Here is a 20,713-nt window from a genome sequence, read left to right on the forward strand (position 1 = left end):
AATTTTCCCCCAGTTGCAAGGCTCATTCGGGTTTCCGCCTCATGCCTGATTCGTCAGGCGCGGTGACGTCCTGAAGCCATCCGCTGCCGCCTGTTCACCCGGCACGGTCGTGCCGTGGAGGCACGTGTTTTTTTCGTTCATTCATTGTTCTCCCTCCCAGATGAAACCCCGTTTCAGCCGGTATCTTCCGGCATTCCTCGGCAGCTACATCGCGCTCAGCCTCGGCGGCCATGCCGCGATCCAATGGTGGGACACCAATGGTGCCACGACCGGATCCGGCAATGTCGACGGCACGTGGGATGCGGCCACTTCCAACTGGACCACGGACGCCACCGGAGCCTCGGCGGCGGGGACGTGGGTGGCGGGCAATACCGCGGAGTTCGCGGCTGGCACGGATTTCACCGGCACCCGTATCGTGACGGTGAGCGGCACGCAATCGCTGGCGGGGATCATCGTGGACAGCGAGGTGGTCAATCTCACGCTCACGGGCGGCACCTTGGATTTCGGGGCCAGCCAGGGCTCGATCAACACCTCGGCCTGGGGCACCACCACCGGGAAGACATTCACGATTAACTCGACCCTCACCGGCAGCGGCGGTCTCACGATCGCCTCGAACGGTGACCTCAGCGCCAGCGGCGGCGGCAACAGCTCGGTCACGAAGCTCGGAGGAACCAACACCTTCACCGGGGACGTCACGATCACCTCGGGTCTGGTGGCCTATGGTTCCAACGCGGCCTTCGGCAACGCGGCCAACAAGATCATCCTCAACGGCGGCGGTCTGCTCGATCCGAACCTGAGCCTCACCCTGAGCCGGGACATCCAAGTGCAATCGGGGGGCGGAACGTTCCGCTTCTACGGGTCATCGAACTCGACGTTCTCCGGGGCGATCACCGGTAGCGGCAATCTCAACCGCACCGATGGCGGCACGCTGAACCTCACCGGCAGCCTTTCCGGCTACTCCGGCACCTATGACAACCAGTCCGGCACCACCGTGGTCAACGGCACGGATGCCGCGGGCGGCAACTGGAAGGTCAGCGGCGGTGTCATGAGAATCGGGGCCAACGGAATCAACGCCGCGGGCACCCTGACCCTCAACGGCGGCACGCTTTCCTCCAACGCGGCCTCGGGCGCCGGCAACCGCACGATCGCGAACGGCACCACCATCGGTGGCAATGTCACCCTCGGGGACACCACCAACACCGGGGTGCTGTCGTTCACCAATGGCGTCGATCTCAATGGCGGCACGCGCACGCTGACGGTCAACTCCGCGGTGGGCATCAGCGGGGCGATCTCGAACGGCGGACTGACGAAAGGCGGGGCCAGCACGCTCACCTTGTCCGGAGCCAATACCTACACGGGTGCCACTTCGATCACCGGTGGCACCCTGGCGCTGGATTATTCCACGTCCAATACCAGCAAGCTCGGCGATGCGGCGGCCCTCACGCTGGGCGGCGGCACCATCAGTCTCAATGGCGGGAGCCACCTTGAGGCCGTGGGTTCCACGGTGGTTTCGGCCGGGGCCAACACCATCAGCCGTCCCAGCGGAACGTCCAAGCTGGCGCTGGGCAATCTTTCCCGCACGTCGAACAGCGCCACGCTCAACGTCGCCGGCGGCAGCATCGCCACCACCACGTCCGCCACCGCGGTCAACGGCGTCCTGGGAGGAACCTGGCTCACGATCAACGGCACCGATCTCGCGACCGTATCGGGCGGCAACATCGTTTCGGTCACCTACACCGATGTTCCCTTCGCCGGGACGATCACCAACAACGCCGCCAACCACATCCGGTTCACCGGTGGCACTTCCGGAAACGTGACGCTTGGCGCCACCGTCACCGATGTGGCCAGTCTCACCCAGGCTCAGACCGGTGCGGTCACGGTGGACACCACCTCGAAGACCCTCCGGCTCGGCGCGCAGGGCTCCGTGTTGCTGCCCTCCGGGAAGGGCGCGTTGACGATCGGCACCTCCGCCAATGCCGGTGTGCTCACCGCGGGTGGATCGGACAATCAGTCCGGAGTTCTGGATTTCAACACCACGGGGGCCTCGATCACGGTCAACTCCACCATCACCAACAACGGCACCGGCGTGGTTTTGCTGACCAAGATCGGCGGCAACGATCTCCTGCTTTCGGGGACGAACACTTATTCCGGCGGCACCATTCTTTCCGGCGGCATCACCCGCGTCCGCGGTACCAGCGGGTTCGGCACTGGCTCGATCCTGATCGACACCAGCTCGACGATCGCATCCCAGAGCGGCGGCGGAGCCACGTCGTTCTCGAATACGGTCAACCTCGCCAGCGGCACCACCCTGAGCATCGACAGCGGCTACGCGGGTGTCACCCTGGCCGGCACGGTGGCCGGGGCCGGCGGGCTTTCCACCACGTCCTCAGGCACCACGGTCCTCAGCGGCAGCGGGGTGTTCACCGGTGCGACCACCGTGGGCAGCGGCAATACCCTCTCGGTGTCCTCCACCGGCTCGATCCTCAATACCTCCGCGGTGACGGCCACCGGCACGCTGTCGAACGCCGGCACGGTCTCGTCCTCGTCGTTCACCATCAACTCGGGCGGCACCGTCAACAACTCCGGGACCCTCACCAGCTCCGGGATCACGGTGAACGCGGGTGGCACGTTCACGAATTCCGGCACCGCCACCATCCTCGGCAGCGGGGCCAGCGACGATGCCTCGTCCGCGGTGTCCCTGGCGGTGAAGGGCACCACCGGGGTCTTCAACCAGACCGGCGGCACGCTGACCCTCGGCTCGCTGGGAGCCAACGGCACGACCAACATCTCGGGCGGCACCCTCAAGGTGCTTGGCAATTTCTACATCGGCGAGCAGACCACCAATCCCGGCACGGTGAACCAGACGGGCGGCACCGTCATTCTCAGCAACACCACTGCCGATGTGATCCGCCTCGGCCACTGGGGCAATGCCACCGGCGGCACCTACAACCTGAGCGGTGGCACGCTTGACGCGACGAACTCGACCTCGGCCTTCAACATCGGTTGGGACGGCAAGGGGACGATGACCGTGGGCGGCGGCGCGGGAGCTGCCACCTTCCGGGCGCGGGCGATCCGCCTCGACCAAGGCACGGCGAACAGCTACACCGACACGCTGACCATTTCGAACAATGGCACCGTCGAGGTGGGAACCGGCGGGATTTCCAGCGCGGCGGCCACCGACGTGGTGATCCTCAACAGCGGCACCCTCCGCGGTGCCGCGACCTCCACCTGGTCCGCGGGAGTGAATGCCAATACCTCCACCACCTCCACGGTGGACATCGTGGCCGGGCAGACGGCGACGCTCAGCGGTGTGGTCGGCGGGGCCGGGACGATCAACAAGACCGGCCCGGGCACCTTGGTGCTGAGCAATGCCGCGAACACCCATTCCGGCACGATCAACGCCAACGCCGGCACCACACTGGTGACCGGAACATTCACCAATGCCGCGGCCGCGCTCTCCGTGAACACGGGCGGCCTTGTTTCCGGCACGGGGACGCTGAAGGGCGTCACGCTGGCCGGTGGCACGCTCACCGCCGGGGCGACCGGCGCGGCGAGCTCGATCGGGACGCTCAATGCCAGCAGCCTCACGATGAACAGCGGCCTGCTGCGCATCGACATGGGAGCGTCCACCAGCGACGTCATCGCCGTCACCGGCACCGCGACTTTCAGCGGTGGCTCGATCCTGCCGGTGGTGACCGCCACTCCCGGGGCGAGTCCTTATACTTTTCTCACCTCCGGCGGCCTCAGCGGAACGGCGACGCTCAGTTCCCTGGTGACCGGCGGGAACTCCGGCTACAATTTCGCGCTCGGGACTTCCGGCAACAACCTGACGCTCACCGTGACCGGTGCGGCCCGCAGTCTGGTGTGGAACGGGGTGACCGATGGCGTGTGGGACCTGAACACCGCTTCACGCTGGCAGCAGACCGCATCCGAGGATTCGACCTTCAAGACCTTCGACGCGGTGTCGTTCACCGACGCGGCGACGAACAAGAACGTGACGCTCACCGGAACCCTGGCCACCGGGGTGATCACGGTGAACAACTCCAGCGGAAACAACTACACCTTCGGCGGCAGCGGCACGATCCTGGAAGGCTCGCTGGTGAAGCAGGGCACGGGCACGCTGAGCATTTCCACGGCGAACTCGTTCACCGGCGGCACCACGCTCGCGGCCGGCGGACTGCGGGTCGGCAGTGGCACGGCGCTGGGCACGGGGGCGATCGCCGTCACCGGTTCGTCGAGTCTTGGCACCGCCACCGGCGCATCGGCCACGTCCCTGGCCAATGATGTTTCGGTCGCGGCTTCCACCACGCTGACCCTTGATAGCAGCAACGCGGCGCTCACGTTGAATGGTGCGATCACGGGCTCCGGCAACCTCGCCACGACGGGTTCCGGCACGACCACGCTCGCGGGCAACAACACCTACAGCGGCACCACCGCGGTGGCCTCCGGCACCACTCTTCAGGTTGGCACCGGCGGTGTGACCGGTGGCCTCGGCACCGGTGCCGTCAGCGTGGCTTCCACCGGCATCCTGGACATCAATCGATCCGATGCGCTCACCAACTCCGCCGCGGTGACCGGCGCAGGCACCCTGCGGACGAGCGGCACCGGCACGCTGACGCTGAACTCGTCCACCACCACCTTCCTGCCAACCAATCTCACGCTGAACGGGGGGACGGTCATCATCACCACCGGCTCCTTCGGCGGCGACCGCATGACCGGTTCCGGCCAGGTGACGGTGAACACCGGCGCGACCCTGGTGCTCCAGGGATCGGACCATGCGCTCGGCGGCAGCAATGCCTCGATGGGGGAAAGTATGACTGTCGCCGGCGGCACACTCACGGTCAACAATGCCCAGTACTTCAACAATCTCACGCTCACCGGCGGCACCGTCAACGGCACGGCCGACATGCGGGCCGCGAACTCCACCAACTGGCAGGTGACCGGCTCGACGGTCTCCACCATCTCCGCCGCGGTGTCGCTGGGGAACACCTCGAACAACGTCGCGAACTTCACGGTGGCGGACGTCACCTCATCCTCGTTGACGGATCTCCTGGTGTCCGGGGTGGTGCAAGGAAGCGGTGGCGGTGTCACCAAGGCGGGCGCGGGCACGATGACCTTCACCGCCACGAATACCTACAACGGCACCACGGTCATCAGTGCCGGGACGTTGCAGGTCGGCAATGGCGGCACGACGGGCACGCTTGGTTCCGGGGCGGTGACCAACAATGCCACGCTCGCCTTCAATCGGGCCGACGCCGCCACGGTGGCGAACGCGATTTCCGGCACCGGCACTCTGGTCCAGTCCGGTGTCGGCACGACGATCCTCACCGGTGGCAATTCCTACGGCACGACCACCATCTCGGCCGGCACGCTTCAGGTGGGCAACGGGGGAACGAGCGGCACGCTGGGCATTGGAACGGTGACGAACAACGGATTCCTTTCCTTGAACCGCAGCGATGCGGTGAGCGTCTCGAACAACATCGTCGGCACCGGCACGGTGGTGCACGCCGGCACGGGGACCACCACGCTCCTCGGATCGAACACCTACGGCGCCACCGTCATCAATTCCGGTGTCCTCCAGATCGGCAATGGCGGCACCGCGGGCACGCTGGGCTCCGCCAACGTGACCAACAATGCCACGCTTACCATCAACCGATCGAATGGTTACGCGGTCTCCAACTACATCTCCGGCTCCGGCTCGCTGGTGCAGGCGGGAGCAGGCGTCACCACCCTGACGGGCATCAATTCCTACACGGGTAGTACCTCTGTCACCGGCGGCACGCTGCGGGTCAATGGCAACAGCTCCGCGGTGACGGGCGCGATCGGCGTGGCCTCCGGTGCGACATTCGGCGGCACCGGCCGGGTCGGCGGAGCGGTGACGGTGGACGGTACCTTGTCGCCTGGAGCATCGGTGGAGTCCCTCGTGACAGGAGCCGTGGCTTTCAACAACGGATCGACGTTCGAGGTGGAGCTGGATTCCTCGGTGGCGACCTCGGTGGGTTCCGATCTGCTGGTGTCCAATGGTGATTTTGTCATGAGCGGAGTGGTGAACCTGACGCTCACCGATCTCGCCACGTTGTCTCCGGCGGCTCCGTTCGCGGAGGGCACCGTGTTTTCCATCGTGAACTACACCGGCACCTGGAACGGCGGGCTGTTCACCTACTCCGGCAACGAGCTGTCGGAAGGTGAGCAGTTCAACGCGCTGAACAACACCTGGGTGATCAACTACCAGAACACCTCCGGTGGAGTGAACTTCACCGGCGACTACGCCGGAAGCCAGTATATCACGCTCACCGCGGTGCCGGAGCCATGCGTTGCCTTGATCGGTGGTTTGGGAATGCTGTTGGTCCTGCGGCGCCGCCGGGCCGCGTGATGCCGAGCCAGGCTCAATCCATATTCAGATCAGCCCTGGGCTATCGCATGTTGACCCGTTGGGGCTTTATGCACGCATTCTGGAGGACTGCAGGATTCACACCGATCGGGAATCGGACGACGAATGGCGTCAGTCTATGCGTCCCGCCGGCACTGGCGGGGAGTGATGCCGCGGTGTTTGAGGAATACCCGGCAGAGGTTCTTCGAATTGCCGAAGCCGGTCTCCGCGGCGATCGCTTCCAGCTTGAGGGTGGATTCCGCGAGCAATTGCTCCGCGGCCTCGAGCCTCAGCCGCAGGATTTCCTGATGCAGCGAGGGGCAGGCTTCCTTTGCGAGGATCTTGTGGAGGCCACGGGTGGTCAGGCCGACATGGCCGGCGACCGATTCCGCGGTCAAGGGGCTGCGGAAGTGGGTCCGGATGTAACGCATGGCCTCATCCGCCTTCGGGTGGTGGCCGTGGAAGGTGGCGGTGGATTGGCGGCTGACGACCTGCCGGGCGGGGATGCGGATCGGGGTTGCCGGAGGGCTTTCACCTTGGCTGAGCCGGGCGGCGAGATCGGCGGCCTGATAACCCACGCTCCACAGGTCGCTGTCCACCGAGGAAATACCGATGGGGGACGCTCCGAGGAGGAGGCGGTTGTCATCGACTCCCAGGATGGCGAGGTCGGTGGGCATAGCCAAGCCCAGTCGACGGGCGGTCTGGGCCAAGGCGAGGGCGAAACGATCGTCTTCCGCCATGATCGCGGCCGGGAGGGGGATCGAGGCGAGCCGCTGTTCCAGCCAGGACAGCCAGAGATCGCGGGGACTGGCCTGGCCGATGGGGATCTCCGGGTGATCGGCCCGGAAATCGAGGAGGAACGGATTTTTCCCCGCAGCCCGCATTGTATCCAAGAAGCCTTGCTGGATGGCGCGGGCATCCGCGGCAGCGGTGTGGCAGTAGAATCCGTAGTGCACATCTCCGAGAGTGAGGAGGTGGTGGGCTCCGGCGTTTCCGGCGGATGGATGGTCGCATTCGACTTTCGGCAGGTGGCGGACCTGGCTTTCGAGTGCGGGGGATACAGCTTCCAGCATCCGGACCACGGGACGTTCGAGGGCCAGCAGCCACTCCGCCACTTCCAGGCGATCCACGGTGGCGACCACCGCCTGCCAGATGCCGCAGTCCGGCAGATGCCTCCGTGAAAGGAGCGAGGTATCCAGCTCCCAATCGTGCGCGCGCGCCCACGCCGCGATGCCCGCATGCACGGAGACATCGTAGTATCCCATCGAAAGTAGAAGGGTGGGAGGCGGGGTGCGTGCAGCGGTTCGCGGAACCATCGGATCAGCTTATGATCCGGATTCACAAGGTTCCAGAGGGAAGTGCGTGATCGGAGAAAAGGGGCCGATGGCTTTTCGGGGCATTCCTCAATCGTCCGCCGCGCCACTCAGGAGGTCGTCGATCTGCCGCGGCGTGAAGGGCGAGGCGCGGAGCTCGGCATCCGAGAACGATCCGTGGCGGCGGCCCATTGCGTAGATTTCGAACAGGGTGTGATCACGATCGGGCCCCTCGTCGAGCAGCTCCGCCCATTTCAAGGCTTCCGCCGGTTGGCCGGAGGCGGAGATGTCCTGGGCGATCTGGATCAGCACCGGTTGCAGGCGGGCGAAGCTCGGCTGGGCATCCAGCCACTCGCGCATGGCGGCTGGATCGGCTTCGAACCAGGATCTCGCGGTCTTTTGAAGGCCCACGACGTCTCCCGTCTGCATGAGGTGGGTGAGCTTCGAGGCGGGGTCGCGGGCCGGACGCGGGTCATGCGCGGCGGTTTGAGCGGACACCGTGGCTGCCTTCACCGCCGGAGTGGTTGCGGAAGCGAGGGATGGAGTCCGAGGGGCTTCGCGGTGGAGGGACAGGAAGGTGGCCGCGGCTCCCACTAGCACACAGCCGAGGATGAGCGCAGGCCTCATGGCACCACCGTCACGCGACCGAACACGCCATCCTGCTCCTGATTGGGGCCGGCGGTGTAATAGAGCGACTTGGCGTCTCCCAGGCTCACGCCGTTGCCGAAGGTGAGACCCCAGATGCCATCGAGCGCGAGCGGCTTGCCGTCGCGGTCGCGGAGGTAGTCATGGAAGGCACCGGTGGTGGTGTTGTACGCGGCGATGGTGCCATCGCCGAAGTTCGCGACCAGCAGGTCGCCGCCGAATTTGCCGAAGCCATCGGGGGCGAGGGTGACGCCCCAGGGCGAGTTCAGTTTGCCCTGGTCGTCCATCGCCTTGAGCAGGCGTCCGTTTCGATCGAAGAAGGCGACGCGGCCGGAACCTTCGCCGGGGAGATCTTCTCCGGGTTCGTCGGCGGCGCGGTTGATCACGGCGTAGGTCACGCAGAGTTTGTCGCCGAGCCACTGGATATTATAAGGGCTGTATTCCTCGGGCAGGCCGGGCGGACGTTCGAAGGGAACCTTGTCCGTGATTTCCTCCCAGCGGTTGTTGAAGACCTGGATGCGGGCGTTGTTGAAATCCGTGACGTAAAGACGGTTGTCCGCGATGGCCTCTCCATTCGGCCCCTTGGTGAAGGAGTCGGTGGTCATGGCCACGCCGGTGAAGGCGGGGAGGTAGGGTCTCGAAACCTGGTCCTTCCCCTTGTCCGAGAAATCCTTGATGATCACCGCGGTGTCCATGCTTTCGGCGGTGCCGGCGCGCCAGGCGTTGATGGTGCCGTCGGTCGTCACGAACACGAACTTCGTGGCTCCCGAGCGTTCGCCCAGGGGCACGGCCTTGCCGCTCGTTAGATCGCTCGTCGGTCCCTTGACCGGGAATTCGATGGGCTGGCCCGGGACATCGCTGGCGGCGTTGTAGACCTGGCCGGTGACGTTGCTGAGGCCGTCCTCGTAGGAAATGAGGGGGCCGTCGATGGTCACGACCTTCAGTCCGTCTTGACGGAGCGGTTGGCCGTTGGCATCGCCGATGTAAAGGGTGGTCGAGGCGTTGCCGGCGTTGCTGAGCCAGATGTGTCCGCCCTTGCCCGGCGGGCGGAGCGCGATGCCCCAGGGATTGATCACCCGCTCGTCGACGAAGGCGGTGGGGTGATACTCGGCGCGGTTCGCCACCAGGATGGTGTCCTCGAATTGGTTGCCGGGCTGGCCCGGGCCCGCGGCGGTGGTTTCTTTTCGCGAGCAGCCCGTGGCCGCGGCGAGGGCGAGCAGGAGAACCGGAGCGAAAGGGCGGGCAAGTGGATGTCTCATCGGAGCAGTGGGACGATGCCCGCAAGCAGGGAGCGGGACTGAAAGGGTGTCCATGACGCCCCTGTCACAATTTCGCCCCAACGATTAGGGCGGGACGTCTTCCAAGATCAGGCCGACCACGAAGAAGCCGGTGGAGCCCGTGGCATCGACATACACGGTGACCTCGCCGCTCGTCGTCGGGGACAGGGTGGTCTGGTTGGCCGGGCCGGTCGGAGTGGCGGAGAACGGAACGGGGCTGAAGGGGTCTGTTAGATCGGTCCGGTGTTTGATCTCGTAGCTCGAATACGCGGTGACGGGGATGACCAGTTTCAAGCGGACGGTTTCGCCTGGCTCCTGCCGGTGGACGCTGATGGAGCGGACGTGCAGGGCGAGGTCCGGGATCGTGATGGAAACGATCCCGGTCGCGGCGTCGTAGCGGGTCTCGAATTGCCGGAGGTCCGCCTTCGCCGGTTCGGTGGATTGTCCGCTCGCGTCGCGGTAGACACGGCCTTCGATGTCGTAGCGCGAGCCGTGGCACGGGCACTTCATCAGGTTCGCGAGGATGGGCACCGGTGGATTCACGCTGTTGTCCGTCCCCACGATCCGTTCCTTGTAGCGCCCGACGATGCAGCCGAAGTGGGTGCAGACGGAGTCCAGCGTCACGAAGCGCTCCGTCGTCACACGGTTCAGGGTGAAAGGGTGGATGCCGGTGTTGAATCCGTACTGCACTGATCCGCCCGGGGCCGCCAGCACGGGGATGTCCGCGATCTTCAGGCGGATCACCGCGGGGCCGGGACCGGTGGAGGTCACCTCGGCGAGGACCTTGCCGCACCACCGCGGGCCGGACAGGGCCGCGACCGAACCGAGCACGAATTGCTTCACCCACCTGCGGCGGGAGCTGGTCGTGAGGGAATCCATCGGTGCGTTCATCGGGGGAGGGGAGGGTTCGCGGGCGTGCACCCAATTCGACGGGTTATGGATATCCGCTCCTAACAGGAAATGGCGACGGCCCCGATGCGACGAAATCGGAACACGATGATCATGGCCGGGAGCGAGGCCAACATGGAGTCATGAAACCAAGGTGCTTTCCGGGGCACGCGTTCCCGGAGTCTCCACCCGCCACTTCAGCCCAACCAAGTTCCATTCCCCCTCATTCCCAACCCATGAACAAGCAACCGCTATTCAATCGTCCGCTGGGCCTGCTCGCAGTGCTCACCGTGGCGAACACGGCCTCCGGCCAGATCCAGGGACCGAGCACCGCCTCGACCCCTTACGTGCTGCCGACCCTTCCCAGCTACTCGACCACCTCGCTGCTCACCGTCGACAACACGGGCGCGAATCCTGATGACGTCGTCGGCAGCTACGGCATGACTGGTATTCCCGATGGCCTCGGCGCCTTCGACAACGGTGACGGCACCTTCACCCTGCTGATGAACCAGGAGCTCGGCAACACGCTCGGCGCCGTCCGCGCGCACGGCTCCGTTGGTGCGTTCGTTTCCAAGTGGATCATCGACAAGAACACGCTCCAGGTCATCTCCGGCAGCGACCTGATGACCTCGGTTTACGGCTGGAACACCGCCGCACAGGCGTCGAACACTACCGCGGGCACCTTCGCGTTCAGCCGCTTCTGCTCCGGCGACCTGCCGCCCGTCTCCGCCTACTACAACGCCGCCACCGGCCTCGGCTCCCAGGCGCGCATCTACATGCACGGTGAAGAAGGCAGCTCCACCGGCTGGCAGCAGGCCACCGTGGCTACCGGCACCGATGCGGGCAAGAGCTACAGCCTCGGCAAGTTCAACCTCACCACCAATGGCAACACCGATGGTCTCACCGGCGTGGGCGCGTGGGAGAACGCGCAGGCCGCTCCGTTCGCGCAGGACAAGACCGTTGTCATCGGAACCAACGACGGCGGCACGGGCATCATGAACAACGCCCTTTCGGTGTACGTCGGCACCAAGCTGTCCACCGGTTCGGAAGTGGACAAGGCCGGCCTCACCAACGGCACGCTCAAGCATGTCCTCGTGGCCGGCAATCCGCTCGAGATCCCGGCGGCCAACACGACCTCGCGCGTGACGAACATCGTGAACGGCACCCGCTTCAGTCTGAGCGCCACCGCTTCCACCACCTTCTCCCGTCCGGAAGACGGTGCCTGGGATCCCTCGAACCGCAACGTGTTCTACTTCGTGACCACCGACCGCCTGGACCAGGTGTCCGACGGCCTCGGCGCGCAGATCGGCAGCACGCGCCTGTGGCGCTTGACCTTCGATGACATCACCAATCCCGATGCGGGCGGCGTGGTCGACATCCTCATCGATGGCCGCACCGAAGGCGGCGAGAAGGTCAACATGTTCGACAACCTCTGCATCAACGCGAAGACCGGCCACATCATCCTCCAGGAGGATGTGGGCGGCGCGGCCCACAACGGCAAGGTGTGGGACTTCGATCCGGCCACCAACGTGCTGAAGAAGATCCTGAAGCACGACCCGGCCCGCTTCGGCGACCGCGTTGGCGGCGTGACCACGGCGGCCACCTCGCCGTTCAACAACGACGAGGAAGCCTCCGGCATCATCGACATCACTCCGATCATGGCGACCAGCACCAAGTTCAAGGGCAACCCGAACGAAGCCTGGTATATCAGCTCCGACCAAGCGCACTACACCACCGGCATCACCGCCGCCCAGGTGGAAGGTGGCCAGATGTTCGTGGTCCAGGACCTCGCTCCGCTGAACAACGCCGCCGTCAAGCTCGGTGGCATCGTCCGCGACCGCCGCACCGGTCTCTACGCGCAGCAGGTGACCATCACCAACAACAACGCCGGTCCTCTCGCCGGTCCGTTCTTCCTCGCGCTGGACGGTCTCAGCGCGAACGCCTCGCTCAGCAACGCCGGTGGCACGACCTCGGTGTATGCCCCGCTTGGCGCTCCGTACATCGCGGTTCCCGGCAGCACCCTGGCTCCGGGGGCTTCCGCTATCGTCAGCCTTCAGTTCACCAACCCGAGCAACGGCGCCATCACCTACACGGCCCGTTTGCTGAACAGCGCCCCGACTCCCTGATCCCTCCCCGGGTCCGCGCCGGGACTGAAACGTTCCGGCGCGGCCTCCTTCATCAGGCAACCTATTCAACGACATGAAAAGCAATCCACTCCTCCTCCTGGCCACCGGGCTCCTGCTGTCCGTCGGCTCCGCCAGCGCGGCGCTCTACCACGTGTCCATCGACACCAGCGCGCTGACCCTTCCCGCGAACTCGGGCAGCGGCCCGTTCTCGCTCGACTTCCAGTTGAACAGCGGTGCGACCACCGGCAACAACACGGCGACCATCAGCAACTTCAACTTCGGTGGTGGCGGTGGCCCGTTCGATACCGCCACCCTCATCGGCGGCGCGAGCGGCAGCCTCCCCGGCACCATCACGCTCACCGACACGAACGCGTTCAACGAATTCTACCAGAGCTTCACCGCGGGTTCGGTCATCAGCTTCGACCTGAATCTGACCGAGAACATCGACTCCGGCGCGATCCCGGACTCGTTCTCGTTCTCGATCCTCGACGGCAGCCTGGCCAACATCCCGACGACGGGATTCGGTGACACGCTGCTCCAGGTGGACATCGCGGCTGGCTCGAACGTCAACCTTTCGTCGGCCACCGGTTCCTATGCCGGGGTCAGCGTGACCGCGGTTCCGGAGCCGAGCTCCGCGCTCCTCGGCCTGGTGGCCGTGGCGGGTGGCGTGCTGCGCCGCCGCCGTCGCTCGGCCTGATCAGTGCCTGGCTGTGTTTTGACTCATGCTTCGAAAAAAAAGCCGGCCCCGGAGACGGGGCCGGCTTGCTCTTTGGAGCCTTTGATCACTTCGAGACGACGCGGTAGATCGGGCCCATGTGGTCCACGATGTAGAGGTTGCCCGCATTGTCCTCGCCGAAGGACGAGATCAGGTTGATGCGGCCGCCTTGTGGCTGGAGTTCGTCGGTGAGGTCCTTGAAGCCGGTGGCCTTGCCGCCCTTGAGTTCGAACGACCAGATACGAGGGTTCTGGTAGTCACCGAAGACGTAGCGGTCCTGCAGTTCCTTCACCGGGCCGTGGTAGACATAGCCGCCGGTCACGGACAGGCCCTGGTCCTTACCGCCGCCGTGCTTGTAAACGTGCACCGGTTCGATCGCCTTGTCCGGGGCCGGGCCGCCGACACCTTTCTTCGGGTTCTCGACGTCGCCTTCGCGAAGGCGCCAGCCGAAGTTCGCGCCGGAGGCCTTGCCCTTCGGCATGTAGTCGATTTCCTCCCACACGTTCTGACCGACATCGCCGATCCAAAGGTCGCCGGTCTTGCGGTCGAACGAGCAGCGCCACGGGTTGCGCAGGCCCCACGACCAGATCTCCGGCTTCGCGCCGTCGGTTTTCAGGAACGGGTTGTCCGTCGGCACGGTGTAGCCCTTCGCGCCGGAGACATCGAGGCGCAGGATCTTGCCGAGATAGCTGCCGAGGTTCTGGGCATTGCCCTGGGGGTCGTCGCCCGCGCCGCCGTCGCCGGTGCCGGTGTAGAGCATCTTGTCCGGGCCGAAGTCGATCCAGCCGCCGTTGTGGTTGCGGAAGGGCTGCTCGAAGGAAAGCAGGAACTCCTTGGTGCCTGGATCGGTGGTGGACAGGGTGGCGGTGTCCGCGGTGAAGCGCGCGATGCGGGTCATCGCCTTGCCCGGGGTGCGGTCCGTGTAGTTCACGTAGAACCGGCCGGTGGTCTTGAAATCCGGCGCGAAGGCGAGGCCCAGCAGGCCCTCCTCGTTGCCGGCGCGGCTGACGTCACTGACGATGTCGAGGAACGGCTTTTCCGTCCGCTCGCCGGTCTTGGCGTCGACGATCCAGATCTTGCCCACCTGTTCGATGACCCAGAGCTTGTCGTTGATCCCGGCGGGCTGACCGACCCAGACGGGGCGCTCGAATTTTTCGGTGACTTTCTCCACCGCGATTCCGGCCAGGGCGGGAACGGTTAGAGCGGCGGCCATGAGGAGGGTTTTGGCAAGCATGATGGTGGACTATGGAGAGGTGATAGGTGCTTGCAACGCAAGGTTGCGCGAGTTTCTTGCGAGCTTGTGCGATTACGACATCCTTCGCGGATCAGCGGTCCGGGAACATCCGTTGCCAGATCGCCAGCGAATCGCGGATCTCCGCGGTCTCCCGGGTGGGGGAGAGTTCCCACACCAGCGGGCAACCGGCGGGGAAATGGCGCAGCAGGTCGGTGTAATCGAGGGTGCCGGTGAAGGGCGTGCGGTGGTCGCGGGCGGGCCATTGCACGTCGTGGACATGGCCGCCGATCAGGTGCGGCGAGATCCGCTCCAGCCACTGGCCGTGGTCGAGCAGGCCGAGGTTGTGCTTGAGCTGGACGTGGCCGAAGTCGTGCCAATAGCCGACGGCCGGGTGATCGGCGAAGGCTTCCTGGAGGCGGACCATCTCGCGCTCGGTCGGCATGTCCTCGAAGCGCGAGCGGGATTCCACGGCCAGCTTCACGCCAAGTTCGGCGGCGCGTTCCGCCAGGGTGGCGAGCGCCTCGGTGGCGCGCTGGTAATACAGCGGGGCGATCTTCTCGCGCTTTTTCACGAAGGCGATCTTCTCCCTGGCATACTCCGGGGTGAGCTGGTGGCCGGCCTCGACGCTGGCGGTGAGTGGCTTCGTCCATTTCGCGGACTTCAGCGGCACCGAGCCCATGTGCAGCACCACGTAGCGGGCCTCGAACTCGGCGGCCAGCTCCAGCGTTTTCAGGGTCATGTCCATCGCCCGCTGGCGGTCGGCGGGGCGGTGGGAGGTGTATTCGTAGGCGTCCGGGGCATCGATCATCACCTCCACCGGGGAGGGGAAGTAGTTGTGGACGCCGGAGCAGGTGAAAAGGCCGCGGGCGTAGGCCTTCCGGATGCCGGGGAGCTTCGCGATGGTCATGCCGTGCGAGAGCTCGATGTTCCGGAAACCGAGGGCCACGATCTCCTCGATCATGGATTCACCGTCCGCGTGGCGGCTGTTGTTCCAGCAGGTCGAGAAGGCAAGCATGGGGCGTCGCGAAGAGTCCGGCATCCCCGGGCTGGAATCAAGAGAAGAGGCGTGCGGGTCCCTTCCTCTGGACTCTTGCCGGACGGACGGCATCCGCTACGTTTCCACCATGAGTAGCCGGAGAGCGAGAAAACGCCGTGGGGAAACGAAGGCCGGATGGATGGGCCGCGCGGGCGCGGTACTGGGCGTGGGTGCGTTCCTGGTGCTGGTGGGCGGCTACGTGGGCGTGCGCCGCTACCTTCACAGCGAGGGCTTCCGGGTGCTGCTTTCCGAGCAGGCCAGCCGCGTGCTCGGCGTGCCCGGGCAATTCGCTCCCTTCAAATGGGAGGGGCTGCGGGTCGATACCCCCTCGTTCGAGGCCGGAGGCGAGGGCGGGTTCCAGAACCTGCGGGCGGACCGGATGCACCTGGAGGTGGGTCTCAAGGGGGTGACCAGCGGTGTGTGGCACGTGCGCGGCGCGAATGTCGGCCGCGTGGACGTCACCTACGATGCTCGTTCCACCACGCCGACCCGCCAGGAGGCGAAGGAAACGCATCCGCCGGTGAACGAAGGGACGGCCGAGGCCAAAAAGAACGGCTGGCTGCCCTCCGAGGTGATTCTCGACGATCTGATCCTGCAGGAAGTGAACGGCCGGGTGCTGCTGGACGGCGGCACGGCGTCGCTTTCCGGGATGGAGGTGAAGGTGAAGGCCGGGGACGCGAAGAACGTCTACGATGCCGAGGTGCAGGGTGGAAAGGTGGTCGCCCCCTGGAAGTTCGTGCCCCCAATGACGCTGGACCGGATGAAACTGCGCTACCGGGACAAGGAGATCTTCATCACCCAGGCGACCGCCACGGTGGGCAGCCGCGGCCATCTCACCGCGGATGGCGAGTGGAGCGGCCTGACCAAGCGATACACCCTCGGCGGCAACGTCACGGATCTGGCCTGCGCCGATATTCTCAGCGACACATGGGTGAAGCGACTCAACGGGACGATTTCGTCCAGCTTCGCGCTGGAGGGTGGTGGTCCGGACTTGCAGGCGCAGGGGCGGCTTTCGATCCAGCAGGGCGTGCTCACCGCGCTGCCGTTTCTCGATGTGCTGTCGGCCTACGCCGATACCCGTCGTTTCCGCGTGATCCAGCTCACCGAGGCGCATGCCGATTGGAAGTGGACGAAGGAGGCCACGGACTTCGACAAGATCGTGCTCGCGAGCGAGGGGCTGGTGCGGCTGGAAGGTTCGATGAAGATCCGCAAGGGCGCGATCGACGGCCAATTCATGCTGGGGTTGGCTCCCGGCACGCTGGGCACGATCCCCGGCGCGGAAACGGTGGTGTTCCAGCCGGGGCCGAACGGCCTGCTGTGGGCTCCGCTGCATGTCACCGGCACGCTCGAGGATCCGAAGGAGGACCTCAGCGACCGGCTCATCGCCGCGGCGGGCATCCGCATGATCGAGGTGCTGCCGGAAACCGGTGAGAAGGTGCTGAAGTTCACCCGTCAGGTCATCGGCGACGATCCCTCGAAGACCGCGCGGAAGGTGGAGCACGCCGTCGAACAGGGCGTGAAGGCGATCGACAAGGCCAGCGACGTCGTCAACCAGGCCAGCGGACTCCTCGGCGGGCTATTGGGAAATGATCCGCCGCCGCCACCTCCGGAGAAGAAGGAGCCGGAGAAGAAGTAGGGGCCACAAGGAGCAGGGACATTCTTGTCCCGTTCTTCAATGGCCCGTGAAGGGAAGGGGGACTTCGTTCTCTTTCCTGGCTCGGTATTCGAGTGATATCGAGGCTCGTGGCAGAACGGGACAGGAATGTCCCTGCTCCTTGTTTGCCTCACTTGATCGAGAACTTGCGGCCGCGGCCGGATTCCCAGGCGTCCTTCACGCTCTTGAGCAGGGCTTGTAGCTCGTCCTCGCTCTGGAGGCGGAACTCGATGCACTTGGCGTGGGTGGTCTCGGGGAATTTCTTCAGCACCATGTTCTGGGCGTCGGTGGTGCCGGCGCGCTTGGTGGTTTCATCGAGCAGTTGCTTCGCGCGGTCCACGGCATTGCCGACGGTGCTGGAGCCGGTGGCGGGCGGCTCCACGAAGTAGAAGCGGGCGAGCGCCTGGCCGTTGGTGTCCACGTTCACTTCGTGCACGACCACGGTGCCATCGACGAGGTAGGTCTGCTCGCTGATCGAGGTGATGCGGTCGAGCGCCACCATGTAGCTGCCGCCGGGAAGCGCGGCCTGCCAGAAACGGCGGGGACCATCGGCCTCGGTGCCCTTGCTGGAGTCCTGGCCGGTGGTGTCGGTGTTCTGGGCGTGGAGCGGAGCGGAAACGAGAAGCGCGAGCAGCGGAAACAAAGCGAGGGCTTTCATGACAGTGGAAACCCTGTCACGGGCCGTTGGTTTTGGCCAGCACTCCGGTATTTTCGGAAGCATCTTGCCGCCGGTGGCGCGCGCGGGCAGGGGTAGGGCATGCAGGCACCGGTGAAAGGCAGGCTGGCGGCGGGCTTGGGCCCAGCGGGAGAGGAGACGTTCCATCCGTTGGTGGAGCGACCGGGCCTGCTGCTGGAGGAGATCGTCTCGCGGGGCCAGCCGACGCCGGAGGGCGAGTGGTATGACCAGGAGCGGGACGAGTGGGTGTTGCTCGCGAAAGGCCGCGCGACCCTGGTGTTCGATCCCGGCGGGCCAATGGAGCTGGAAACCGGTGAGCATGTGCTCATTCCCGCGCGCCTGCGGCACCGGGTGGAGCGGGTCTCGGTGGATGCGGTGTGGCTGGCGCTGCATTTCGATCCGGCGCTACGGGATTCCTGATGTTCGCTTTTGGGGATTGTTTCGCCGGTAGGGCGACCTCATGCTCAGCGGCATGGTGCGTTTCCGTCCGAACGTGGCGGCTTTGATGGTCCGCCCGGAGCAAGGCCAGCTTTTGATTTGCGAGCGATCGACTCTCCCCGGAGCCTGGCAGTTTCCGCAGGGCGGGGTGGACGCGGGTGAGTCGCTGGAGGCGGCGTTGTTCCGCGAGGTGCGGGAGGAGATCGGGCTGCTGCCGCGTCACTATCAGGTCGTGCGGATGCTGGATGGCTACCGCTACCTCTACCCCGCCGAGGTCCGGGGGAAGAAGCTGAAGAAGCACGGCTTCCACGGCCAGGCCCAGACCTACTTCCTCTGCCATGTCCACCCGGATGCTCCAGCGGTGAACGTGGACCAGAAGCCGCGCGAGTTTTCCTCCTACCGCTGGATCGATCCGGACGAGTTCGAGCTGGAGTGGTTGCCCGCCTTCAAGCGCGACGTCTATCGTCAGGTTATGCGGGACTTCTTCGGAGTTCTTTTGTAAATCCGTAAATTTTATAGATTCGGTATTTAGGGGTTGCCACACCGGAAATTTTAGGGAACTTTACAAACATCCTCGAACCGGGAAGGTTTGGAGTCCAATGTCTGGGGGGAGATTGGAATCCGCTTTGACCTTCCCTGTTCCTTTGGGGGGATAGTGATTGAGGCGCGGGTTCAGCAATGGGCCCGCGCCTTGTTCATCTCCGGGCGGAGGGGAAAAGAACGGCTCAAAAAGGCACGCGTCTTTACAAAACTTTCGTGCAAAAGGCATGTTGAGGGGCGCTTTGTAAACGCGGTTCTCCCGTGAAGGATTGCGTTTTGAGCGGGCAGCTGCTCCCAGGCCTCCTAAAGGAGAGGCATCTAACAAGGAATGTTACTCCGCGCGCGCGGGAGCGGCGGCGGGCAGCTCCTTGCGGGAGAACTCGGTGTTGGCATTGAGATACCAGACCAGCCCGGCGCTCCCCAGCACCGCGAGGATGACGAGGACGACCAACAGCATGCCGAAGCAGGATTTCATGCGGGAGGGATCTTCGGCGTTCAGGCGGAAGTTTCAAGCCGGGCGGCGAAGGCGCCGTCGGTTCCATCGCGGAAAGGCAGTGCCTGGCGGGTGCCGGTGAGCTTTACCTCCGGATGGGCGGCCACGAAGGCGGCGACCTGGTCCTCGTTCTCGTCCTTCTCGATCGAGCAGGTGGAGTAGATGAGGCGACCGCCGGGCTTCAGGCAGGGCAGGGCGTTTTCGAGGATCTGTCGCTGGATCCGGAGCAGGGCCTCGATGTGGTCCTGTTGGAGGCGCCAGCGGACGTCCACGCGGCGGCGGATCACGCCGGAGTTCGAGCAGGGGACGTCGAGCAGGATGGCATCGAAGGCCCCGTGCCACTCGGTCGGAGCGGGCTTCGTCCAATCGTGGACGGCCACTTCGGAGGGTTCGCAGCCGAGGCGTTCGAGGTTCTCACGCAGGCGCGGCAGGCGCTTTTCGTTGGAATCGGTGCAGACCAGCGAGCTGCCGCCTCCCTGGGCCGCGGCGATGAGGAAGGACTTGCCGCCGGGAGCCGCGCAGGCGTCGAGGATGCGTTCGCCGGGCTTCGGATCGAGCAGCTCGACGGAATGGCGGGTCGCCGGGTCCTGGATGTAGATCTGGCCGGCGGCGAGCAGGGCGGACGGTGGCGCGCCTTCCAGCTTGAAGAAGCCGGTGGCTCCTTCCACGGGAGTGCCGGGCATTTCCTCCGGAGCGGGGCGCAGCGGGTTGATGCGGGCGAAGGTTTCCGCGGGCTGGTTGTTCCACTCCATCAGGGCCAGGGTGTTGGCCTTGCCGAAGGCGGACTTCCAGCGGTTGTAGAGCCAGTCCGGATGGGAAAGCGTGATCGCCGGGGCGAGGTCGGCCAGGTCGTCCATCAGCCGCTTCTTCGAAGTGGTGGCGCGGCGCAGGACGGCGTTGATGAGGCCGCGGACGTTGGCCTTGCCGACTTCCACCGTCTCATGGACGGCGGCGTGGTCGGGCAAACCGAGGATGAAGAGCTGGCACAGGCCCACGCGCAGGATATCGCGGGTGTCCGGATCGAGCTTGCCGTTGCGGAGCTTGCCGATCCAGTGGTCGATCACGCGGCGGTTCCGCAGCACGCCGAGGAGGATCGCCTGCAGCAGCCCGCGGTCCTGGGACGAAAGCTGGCGGCGGTGGGCGTGGCGCTCCACCAGCGTCTCGGCGTAATCGTGGCCTTTCGCCCACGCGCGGAGGGCGGAGACGGCGGCTTGGCGGACGTGGTAGTTCTTGGCGGGCATGGCGGCGGAGGCACGCTATGAGCCCTCCGGACCCGGCGGACAATCCTTTTCCGGGACCAAAGGGCAC

15 protein-coding genes are annotated in these 20,713 nt (G+C 65.4%); 6 read left to right on the forward strand and 9 right to left on the reverse strand.

Annotated elements, in window-relative coordinates; genetic code table 11:
* Positions 1 to 160 precede the first annotated feature (160 nt).
* Positions 161 to 6,373, forward strand: coding sequence for an autotransporter-associated beta strand repeat-containing protein (locus llg_RS11245; protein ID WP_338290021.1), 6,213 nt, complete (start codon positions 161 to 163; stop codon positions 6,371 to 6,373).
* 134 nt (positions 6,374 to 6,507) lie between these two features.
* Here the strand turns inward: llg_RS11245 and llg_RS11250 are convergent, their stop codons facing one another.
* From llg_RS11250 to llg_RS11265, 4 genes are all read right to left on the reverse strand, one after another.
* Complete coding sequence (locus llg_RS11250) at positions 6,508 to 7,635, reverse strand: substrate-binding domain-containing protein (RefSeq protein WP_338290022.1); 1,128 nt, start codon at positions 7,633 to 7,635, stop codon at positions 6,508 to 6,510.
* 138 nt (positions 7,636 to 7,773) lie between these two features.
* Complete coding sequence (locus llg_RS11255; RefSeq protein WP_338290023.1) at positions 7,774 to 8,310, reverse strand: hypothetical protein; 537 nt, start codon at positions 8,308 to 8,310, stop codon at positions 7,774 to 7,776.
* Complete coding sequence (locus tag llg_RS11260; RefSeq protein ID WP_338290024.1) at positions 8,307 to 9,587, reverse strand: TIGR03118 family protein; 1,281 nt, start codon at positions 9,585 to 9,587, stop codon at positions 8,307 to 8,309. The genes llg_RS11255 and llg_RS11260 overlap by 4 nt, the downstream gene beginning before the upstream one ends.
* An 84-nt stretch (positions 9,588 to 9,671) precedes the next feature.
* Positions 9,672 to 10,484 carry a Rieske 2Fe-2S domain-containing protein gene (locus llg_RS11265; protein ID WP_338290025.1) on the reverse strand — a complete coding sequence of 271 codons (813 nt, stop codon included), beginning with the start codon at positions 10,482 to 10,484 and terminating at the stop codon, positions 9,672 to 9,674.
* Positions 10,485 to 10,729: 245 nt separating this feature from the next.
* Here llg_RS11265 and llg_RS11270 point away from each other — a divergent pair, with 245 nt between their 5' ends.
* Together llg_RS11270 and llg_RS11275 are read left to right on the forward strand one after the other, a co-directional pair.
* Positions 10,730 to 12,619 carry a hypothetical protein gene (locus tag llg_RS11270; protein WP_338290026.1) on the forward strand — a complete coding sequence of 630 codons (1,890 nt, stop codon included), beginning with the start codon at positions 10,730 to 10,732 and terminating at the stop codon, positions 12,617 to 12,619.
* 73 nt (positions 12,620 to 12,692) lie between these two features.
* On the forward strand, positions 12,693 to 13,316 hold the full coding sequence (locus llg_RS11275; RefSeq protein WP_338290027.1) for an NF038129 family PEP-CTERM protein: 624 nt from the start codon (positions 12,693 to 12,695) through the stop codon (positions 13,314 to 13,316).
* Positions 13,317 to 13,401: 85 nt separating this feature from the next.
* Here the strand turns inward: llg_RS11275 and llg_RS11280 are convergent, their stop codons facing one another.
* Both llg_RS11280 and llg_RS11285 read right to left on the reverse strand, forming a co-directional pair.
* The gene (locus llg_RS11280) at positions 13,402 to 14,568 is read right to left on the reverse strand and encodes a PQQ-dependent sugar dehydrogenase (protein ID WP_338290028.1); all 1,167 of its coding nucleotides are present in this window, start codon (positions 14,566 to 14,568) and stop codon (positions 13,402 to 13,404) included.
* Between the two features lie 91 nt (positions 14,569 to 14,659).
* Entirely contained in the window at positions 14,660 to 15,583 is a 924-nt protein-coding gene (locus llg_RS11285) for a sugar phosphate isomerase/epimerase (protein WP_338290030.1), read from the reverse strand.
* Between the two features lie 109 nt (positions 15,584 to 15,692).
* On the opposite strand from llg_RS11285, the gene llg_RS11290 reads away from it, so the two are divergent.
* A complete protein-coding gene (locus llg_RS11290) occupies positions 15,693 to 17,240 on the forward strand; it encodes a hypothetical protein (protein WP_338290031.1) in 1,548 nt (515 codons plus the stop codon).
* A 148-nt stretch (positions 17,241 to 17,388) separates the two neighbouring features.
* Here the strand turns inward: llg_RS11290 and llg_RS11295 are convergent, their stop codons facing one another.
* Positions 17,389 to 17,916, reverse strand: coding sequence for a hypothetical protein (locus llg_RS11295; RefSeq protein WP_338290032.1), 528 nt, complete (start codon positions 17,914 to 17,916; stop codon positions 17,389 to 17,391).
* A gap of 111 nt (positions 17,917 to 18,027) precedes the next feature.
* Between llg_RS11295 and llg_RS11300 the strand changes: the two genes are divergently transcribed.
* Positions 18,028 to 18,354 (forward strand): hypothetical protein, encoded by a 327-nt coding sequence (locus llg_RS11300; protein WP_338290034.1) that lies wholly within the window; start codon positions 18,028 to 18,030, stop codon positions 18,352 to 18,354.
* A 52-nt stretch (positions 18,355 to 18,406) separates the two neighbouring features.
* The gene (locus llg_RS11305) at positions 18,407 to 18,874 is read left to right on the forward strand and encodes an NUDIX domain-containing protein (RefSeq protein WP_338290035.1); all 468 of its coding nucleotides are present in this window, start codon (positions 18,407 to 18,409) and stop codon (positions 18,872 to 18,874) included.
* Between the two features lie 369 nt (positions 18,875 to 19,243).
* On the opposite strand, the gene llg_RS11310 is transcribed toward llg_RS11305, so the two are convergent.
* Positions 19,244 to 19,387 (reverse strand): hypothetical protein, encoded by a 144-nt coding sequence (locus llg_RS11310; RefSeq protein ID WP_338290036.1) that lies wholly within the window; start codon positions 19,385 to 19,387, stop codon positions 19,244 to 19,246.
* Positions 19,388 to 19,407: 20 nt separating this feature from the next.
* The gene (gene rsmB / locus llg_RS11315; RefSeq protein ID WP_338290037.1) at positions 19,408 to 20,646 is read right to left on the reverse strand and encodes a 16S rRNA (cytosine(967)-C(5))-methyltransferase RsmB; all 1,239 of its coding nucleotides are present in this window, start codon (positions 20,644 to 20,646) and stop codon (positions 19,408 to 19,410) included.
* Positions 20,647 to 20,713: the final 67 nt, after the last annotated feature.

It is taken from the genome of Luteolibacter sp. LG18 (genome assembly GCF_036322585.1).
GTDB lineage: Bacteria > Verrucomicrobiota > Verrucomicrobiia > Verrucomicrobiales > Akkermansiaceae > Luteolibacter.